Here is a 7,085-nt window from a genome sequence, read left to right as displayed (position 1 = left end):
GCCTTCGCCTCGCGCCGGTAGCCGGAATTCAGCAGCGCATACAAGGTCAGGGTCGCGTCACGGATCCAGCACAGGCGGTAATCCCAGTTTCGCTCGCCGCCGAGCTGCGCCGGCAGTGACGTGGTCGGGGCGGCGACGATGCCCCCGGTGGGAACGAAGGTCAGCGCCTTGAGCGTGATCAGCGAGCGCACCAGTGCCTGACGCCAGCGGTCCGGCGCGGGCCGGTCACAGGTGTACCGGCCGGCCCATGCACGCCAGCGCTCGACGGTGTCGTTGAGCCGCGCCGTTGCGTTCTTGTACCGCCGCGGCGGCCTGTGCGACGGGTGATAGGCGAGCGTGAACGGCACGCAGGTGTTCGCCGCGACCTCGAAGTCGGCCACGGTGTGCATGCCCCGGCCGAGCATGCTGACCGGCGTGCGCAGTTGCAGCGCGTCCGGCCCGGCCACGGCACTGATGCCGTAGCGCTGGCGACGCACCCACGGCACGATGCGGCCGTAATCGAAGCGCAGCACCAACTGCATGTGCATCGGCACGCGCCCACGATCACCGCGAACGATGCGCACCAGGTCGACGTAGTGCTCGTCGCCCGTGAACGGCATGAAATCGACCAGCGTGACCGCGCCGGCAGTGGTCTCGAACGTGGTTTCGAGCACCGCCGTGTCGGGCAGATACCGCCTGCTCACCGCGTGAACCGGCACCGATGGCGCGATCTGCCAGTGGCCGTTCTCCCGGTCGCCCAGCAAAGCCGCAAAGCAGGCCGGGCTGTCGAAACGCGGCAGACACAGCCAGTCCAGCGACCCGTCACGCGCCACCAGTGCGCCGCTGACTGCGTTGCCGATGAAGCCGTAGTCTTCGATGGGTTTGCTCATAGTCGAGAATCCATTCGCTCGCGACAGAGGGCACGTTCACGACAACGCGCCCCGCCCCGCCGCGACCGAGCGCGGCGAAGCCACTGCGAATTGGAGGCCACCGACCCACCGCAGGTTCATCGGCGCGCGGCACGGCCCAGCGCCCACCGAGGCCCGGGCCGAGCACCGCGACCCGACCGGCAACGCCAACAACACCGACCGGGCGCTACCGATCGTCGGGTGAACAACAAACGGCGCACACGACCGGTACCGCGCGTGTGCAGGAGGGCCTCGCTGGCGCACGACCCATGCCTTGGCGTGCGCACGGTGTGTCTGGCGCAGGCACCGACAATCGCGTGGTAATCTGTTCGGTCGCCGCGCCGCGCCCTTAGCCGGGCAGCACGCCGGCCCGACAACCCGCGTCGCCCCCCTTGACGCCCCATCGCGCGGCGTCCGGCATTCATCTCTGGAGGCCCCGTGCCCGACATTCGCCTGCCCGACGGCTCGACCCGCCACTACCCGCAACCGGTCAGCGTGGCGGACGTGGCCACCGACATCGGCACCGGCCTGGCGCGCGCCGCGCTGGCCGGCAAGGTGGACGGCAGGCTGGTCGACACCGCGCACCTGATCGAGGATGACGCCGAACTGGCCATCGTCACCGAGCGCGACCCGGAAGGGCTGGAGGTCATCCGCCACTCCACCGCGCACCTGCTGGCCTACGCGGTCAAGGAACTGTTTCCCGAGGCGCAGGTGACCATCGGGCCGGTGATCGACAACGGCTTCTACTACGACTTCGCCTACAGCCGGCCGTTTACACCGGACGACCTGGCTGCCATCGAAAAGCGCATGAACGAGCTGGCCAAGCGGGACATCCCGGTCAGCCGCGAGGTCTGGCAACGCGACGAGGCGGTCAGGTTCTTCGAAAGCCAGGGCGAGAAGTACAAGGCCGAGCTGATCGCCGCCATTCCGCCGGGCGAGGACGTATCCCTGTACCGCGAGGGTGACTTCATCGACCTGTGCCGCGGCCCGCACGTGCCGTCGACCGGCAAGCTCAAGGTGTTCAAGCTAATGCGCGTGGCCGGCGCCTACTGGCGCGGCGATTCACGCAACGAGATGCTCCAGCGCGTCTACGGCACCGCCTGGGCCAGGAAGGAAGACCTGGCCGCCTACCTGCACCAGCTGGAGGAAGCGGAAAAGCGCGACCACCGCCGCATCGGCCGCCAGCAGAACCTGTTCCATCAGCAGGACGAAGCGCCCGGCATGGTGTTCTGGCACCCCAAGGGCTGGGCGCTGTGGCAGACCGTGGAACAGTACATGCGCGACGTGTACCAGCGCTCCGGCTACCAGGAAGTGCGCTGCCCGCAGATTCTGGACGTGTCCCTGTGGAAGGCCTCGGGCCACTGGGACAACTACCAGGAAAACATGTTCTTCACCGAGTCGGAGAAGCGCGACTACGCGCTCAAGCCGATGAACTGCCCGGGCCACGTACAGATCTTCAAGTCCGGCCTGCACAGCTACCGCGAACTGCCGATGCGTTACGGCGAATTCGGTGGCTGCCACCGCAACGAGCCGTCCGGCGCGCTGCACGGCATCATGCGCGTGCGCGCCTTCACCCAGGATGACGGTCACGTCTTCTGCACGCCGGAGCAGATCGAGTCCGAAGTGACGGCGTTTCATCGTCAGGCGCTGGATGTCTACGCCGACTTCGGCTTCACCGACATTGCCGTCAAGATCGCCCTGCGACCGGAAAAACGGCTCGGCGACGACACCGTCTGGGACAAGGCGGAAGCGGCCCTGCGCGCGGCGCTGTCGGCCTGCGGCGTGGCCTGGGAGGAACTCCCCGGCGAGGGCGCCTTCTACGGACCGAAGATCGAGTACCACCTCAAGGACGCCATCGGCCGCGCCTGGCAGCTCGGCACCATGCAGGTGGACTTCATGATGCCCGAGCGCCTGGGCGCCGAGTACGTCGACGAACACAGCCAGCGTCAGCACCCGGTGATGCTGCACCGCGCCATCGTCGGCTCACTGGAACGGTTCATCGGCATCCTGATCGAGCACTACTCCGGCGCCCTGCCGCTGTGGCTGGCACCGGTGCAGGCGGTGGTGCTGAACATCACCGACGCCCACGCCCAATACGCCGGTCAGGTCGCGGATACCCTGCGGCAGCAGGGGCTGCGCGTGCAGGCCGACTTGAGGAACGAGAAGATCGGCTATAAAATCCGCGAACATACCCTGCAGCGTATTCCCTACTTGCTGATCGTCGGCGAGCGGGAGTCCGCCAGTTCAACGGTGGCCGTGCGTACGCGCTCCGGCGAGGACAAGGGCAGCCTGCCTCTGGCAGACCTGACCGAATCGCTCGTTACCGAAGCTGCGAACCGCGGCCATTGCGTTACGGAGTAGTGAAACATCGCGAAAGAGAAAAAACTCCGCGTCAATGAGGAAATCGGCGCCAGCACGCTGCGCCTGATTGGTCCCGAGGGCGAACAGGTCGGCGTGGTCAGCCGGTCGCAGGCCCTCGACGCAGCGAGAGATGCCGGGCTCGACTTAGTGGAAATCTCGCCGACGGCTGAGCCGCCGGTATGCCGGATCATGGATTTCGGCAAGTTCCTCTACATGGAGAGCAAGAAACAGCAGGCCGCTCGGCGCAACCAGAAGCAGACCCAGGTCAAGGAGGTCAAGTTCCGACCCCAGACCGACGACGGGGACTATCAGGTCAAGCTGCGCAACCTGCTGCGGTTTTTTGAAGAAGGTGACAGGGCCAAGATCACGCTGCGTTTCCGTGGCCGTGAAATGGCCCACCAGGAACTCGGCCGTGACCTGCTGAAGCGACTGGAAGAGGACCTGAAAGGTGTGGCGGTGGTCGAACAGTACCCGCGCATGGAAGGTCGCCAGATGGTCATGGTGATGAGCCCGCGCAAGCGTTAAGCGCGGCAATGCAACCGGCGCCGCGTTCGGCGCCACAGATTATGGATTTCAGGAGTCAACAGCCGTGCCCAAGCTGAAAACCAACCGTGGCGCTGCCAAGCGTTTCAAGAAGACCGGCTCGGGAAAGTTCAAGTGCAGCCACTCGCACCTGCGCCACATCCTGACCAAGAAGAGCACCAAGCGTAAGCGCGGCCTGCGCGGCACCACCATCGTGTGCGCGGCCGACACGCCGGCCGTGCGCCAGATGCTGCCGCACGCCTGAAGCGGCTTTCCAACTCGCACGAGTCACTGAACCATGCCAAGAGTCAAACGCGGCGTCATCGCCCACGCCCGCCACAAGAAAGTCCTGAAGCTGGCCAAGGGCTACTACGGTGCCCGCAGCCGGGTGTTCCGGGTTGCCAACCAGGCCGTCATCAAGGCCAGTCAGTACGCCTACCGTGACCGTCGCCAGCGCAAGCGCCAGTTCCGCGCCCTGTGGATCGTGCGCATCAACGCCGGCGCGCGGCAGGCCGGCCTGTCGTACAGCGCGTTCATGAACGGTCTGAACAAGGCTGGCATCGAGCTGGACCGCAAGGTACTGGCCGACCTGGCCGTGCATGACGCTGCTGCCTTCGACGCGCTGGCCCAGCAGGCCAAGGCGGCCCTCGCGCAGTAACTGCGGTTTCCGAACCGCGCATTAAAGGGCAGCCCGGTCTGCCCTTTTTTGTCTCGGCCACCCCCATGAACGACCCGCAACAGCTTGCCCACCAGGCCGAACTCGCCATCGGCGAATGTCATGACGAGGCGAAACTCGAGCAGTTGCGTGTCGCCTACCTGGGCCAGAAAGGCGCCGTAGCCGAACTGCTGCGCCAGCTGCCGCAATTACCGCCCGAACAGCGGCGCGATTTCGGCCGTGCCGTGAATGCCGCCAAGACGACCATCGAGACGGCACTCGGCGCCCGCCGCGAGATCCTCGGCGAAGCAGCACTGCTGGCGCGTCTGCAGGCCGAGCGGGTGGACGTCACCCTGCCCGGCCGCGGCGAACAACCCGGCGGACTGCACCCGGTCACACGCACCCTGTCGCGCATCGAGGCCCTGTTCCGCGGCATCGGCTTCGATGTCGAGGAAGGACCGGAGATCGAGGACGATTTCCACAACTTCGGCGCGCTCAACATTCCGGACGACCATCCGGCGCGTGCCATGCACGACACCTTCTACCTGCCGTCCGGGCTGCTGCTGCGCACGCACACCTCGCCGGTGCAGGTGCGCGTGCTGGAGCGCCAGGCGCCGCCGGTGCAGCTGATCGCCCCCGGCCGCGTGTACCGGCGCGACTCCGACCTCACCCACACGCCGATGTTCCACCAGGTCGAAGGCCTGATGGTCGACGAGGGCGTCAGCTTCGCTCACCTGAAGGGCATCCTGATCGACTTCCTGCGCCAGTTCTTCGGCCGCGAGGATTTGCCGATCCGCTTTCGGCCGTCGTTCTTCCCCTTCACCGAGCCGTCGGCCGAGGCCGACATCGGCTGCGTCATCTGCGACGGCGCCGGCTGCCGGGTGTGCAAGCACACCGGCTGGCTCGAGGTGCTCGGCTGCGGCATGGTGCACCCCAACGTGCTGCGCAACGTCGGCGTGGATGCCGAGCGCTACACCGGCTTCGCCTTCGGCATGGGCGTGGAGCGCCTGGCCATGCTGCAGTACCGCATCGGCGACCTGCGCCTGTTCTTCGACAACGACCTGCGCTTCCTGCGCCAGTTCAACTAGGCAGAATTCCCATGCTGGTGAGTGAAGCGTGGCTGCGCGAGTGGTGTAACCCGGCTGTGGACGTCGCCGGTCTGGCGCAGCGCCTGACCATGGCGGGCATCGAAATCGGCGCCGTCGAACCGGTTGCCGAGGTACCGGAACAGGTGGTGGTCGCCCGCATCGCCAGCACCCGCCCGCACCCGGATGCCGACCGCCTGCGCCTGTGCGAGGTGCAGGTGGACGCCGACGGCGAACCGCTGAACATCGTCTGCGGCGCGCCCAATGCCCGGCCGGGACTGCACGTGCCGCTGGCGCGCATCGGCGCGCGCCTGGCCGGCGGGCTGCACATCAAGAAGAGCAAGATTCGCGGCCAGGTGTCCGAGGGCATGCTGTGTTCGGCGCAGGAACTCGGCCTCGGCGAGGGTCATGCCGGGCTGTTCGAATTGCCGGACGACGCGCCGCTCGGTATGCCGCTGCGCGACTACCTGGCGCTCGACGACCACCTGATCGAGGTCGAACTCACCCCCAACCGCGGCGACTGCCTGAGCATCGCCGGCCTGGCACGCGAACTGGCGGCACTGACCCAGGCGCCGCTGACCGCACCGCCCATGACTCCCGTGCCCCCGGCCAGCGAACGCACGGTCGAAGTACGGCTCGAGGCACCGACCGCCTGCCCGCGCTATCTGTGCCGGGTGGTCGAGGGCATCGACCCGCAGGCGCAGACACCGCTGTGGCTGCGCGAGCGCCTGCGCCGCGCCGGCCTGCGCAGCCTGGGGCCGGTGGTCGACGTCACCAACTATGTGCTGCTGGAACTCGGTCAGCCGCTGCACGCCTTCGACCTGCAACGCGTCGAGGGCGCCATCGTGGTACGCCACGGTCGCCCGGATGAACGCCTGCAACTGCTGAACGAACAGACGCTCGAGCTGGCCGCGGATGCCGACCAGTGGCTGCTGATCGCCGATACCGAAAAGCCACTGGCGGCGGCCGGCATCATGGGCGGCGCCGACTCGGCGGTCGGCGACAACACCTGTGATGTGCTGCTCGAAAGCGCCTTCTTTGCGCCGCGCGCGGTGGCCGGGCGGGCGCGGCGCCTTGGCATGCACACCGATGCCTCGCACCGCTTCGAGCGCGGCGTCGACCCCAACCTGCAACGCGCCGCCATCGAACGCGCCACGCAGCTGCTGGTTTCCCTGTGCGGCGGCCGTCCCGGCCCGGTGGTGGAAGCCCTGTCCGAGGCACACCTGCCGCAGCCGGCACCGATCACACTGCGCCACGCCCGCATCGAACACGTCCTCGGCGCCTCGCTTGAGCACAGTGACGTGGAAGCCTTGCTGCAGCGGCTCGACATCCGCCTGAGCACGCAGGCGCCCGGCGTTTGGCAGGCCCAGGCGCCAAGCCGGCGCTTCGATCTGGCCTGCGAGGAAGACCTGATCGAGGAAGTAGCCCGCGTGCATGGCTACGAACGGCTGCCCAGTGTGCGACCGACGCCGCGCGCCAACGTCCCGGCCGCCGACGACAACCGCCTGTCCCGCCGGCGTCTGGCGCTGGCGCTGGCCGATCGTGGCTACCAGGAAGCCATCACCTACAGCTTCG

General features: G+C 67.5%; 7 protein-coding genes. 6 read left to right on the top strand and 1 reads right to left on the bottom strand.

Going from position 1 to position 7,085, the window contains the following annotated elements; all coding sequences use genetic code 11:
* Positions 1-869: glycoside hydrolase family 15 protein (locus ABYX71_RS09415; protein WP_372696245.1), on the bottom strand; the 869-nt coding region annotated here is incomplete at its 3' end.
* A gap of 456 nt (positions 870-1,325) precedes the next feature.
* On the opposite strand from ABYX71_RS09415, the gene thrS reads away from it, so the two are divergent.
* The 6 genes from thrS to pheT form a co-directional block, all read left to right on the top strand.
* Positions 1,326-3,248, top strand: a complete 1,923-nt coding sequence (gene thrS / locus ABYX71_RS09410; RefSeq protein ID WP_372696244.1) for a threonine--tRNA ligase — start codon at positions 1,326-1,328, stop codon at positions 3,246-3,248.
* A gap of 6 nt (positions 3,249-3,254) precedes the next feature.
* On the top strand, positions 3,255-3,773 hold the full coding sequence (infC, locus tag ABYX71_RS09405) for a translation initiation factor IF-3 (RefSeq protein ID WP_372696246.1): 519 nt from the start codon (positions 3,255-3,257) through the stop codon (positions 3,771-3,773).
* 64 nt (positions 3,774-3,837) lie between these two features.
* On the top strand, positions 3,838-4,035 hold the full coding sequence (gene rpmI, locus ABYX71_RS09400; protein WP_372696243.1) for a 50S ribosomal protein L35: 198 nt from the start codon (positions 3,838-3,840) through the stop codon (positions 4,033-4,035).
* Between the two features lie 33 nt (positions 4,036-4,068).
* The gene (rplT, locus tag ABYX71_RS09395) at positions 4,069-4,428 is read left to right on the top strand and encodes a 50S ribosomal protein L20 (protein WP_372696242.1); all 360 of its coding nucleotides are present in this window, start codon (positions 4,069-4,071) and stop codon (positions 4,426-4,428) included.
* A 65-nt stretch (positions 4,429-4,493) separates the two neighbouring features.
* Positions 4,494-5,513: a phenylalanine--tRNA ligase subunit alpha gene (gene pheS, locus ABYX71_RS09390; protein WP_372696241.1), complete on the top strand. Its 1,020-nt coding sequence runs from the start codon at positions 4,494-4,496 to the stop codon at positions 5,511-5,513.
* 11 nt (positions 5,514-5,524) lie between these two features.
* On the top strand, positions 5,525-7,085 hold a 1,561-nt coding region (pheT, locus tag ABYX71_RS09385; RefSeq protein ID WP_372696240.1), incomplete at its 3' end, for a phenylalanine--tRNA ligase subunit beta.

Origin of the sequence: Immundisolibacter sp., assembly GCF_041625615.1 — a bacterium.
GTDB lineage: Bacteria > Pseudomonadota > Gammaproteobacteria > Immundisolibacterales > Immundisolibacteraceae > Immundisolibacter.
The sequence above is the reverse complement of the archived record's forward strand: the minus strand, read 5'-3'. Positions and strand labels throughout refer to the sequence as shown.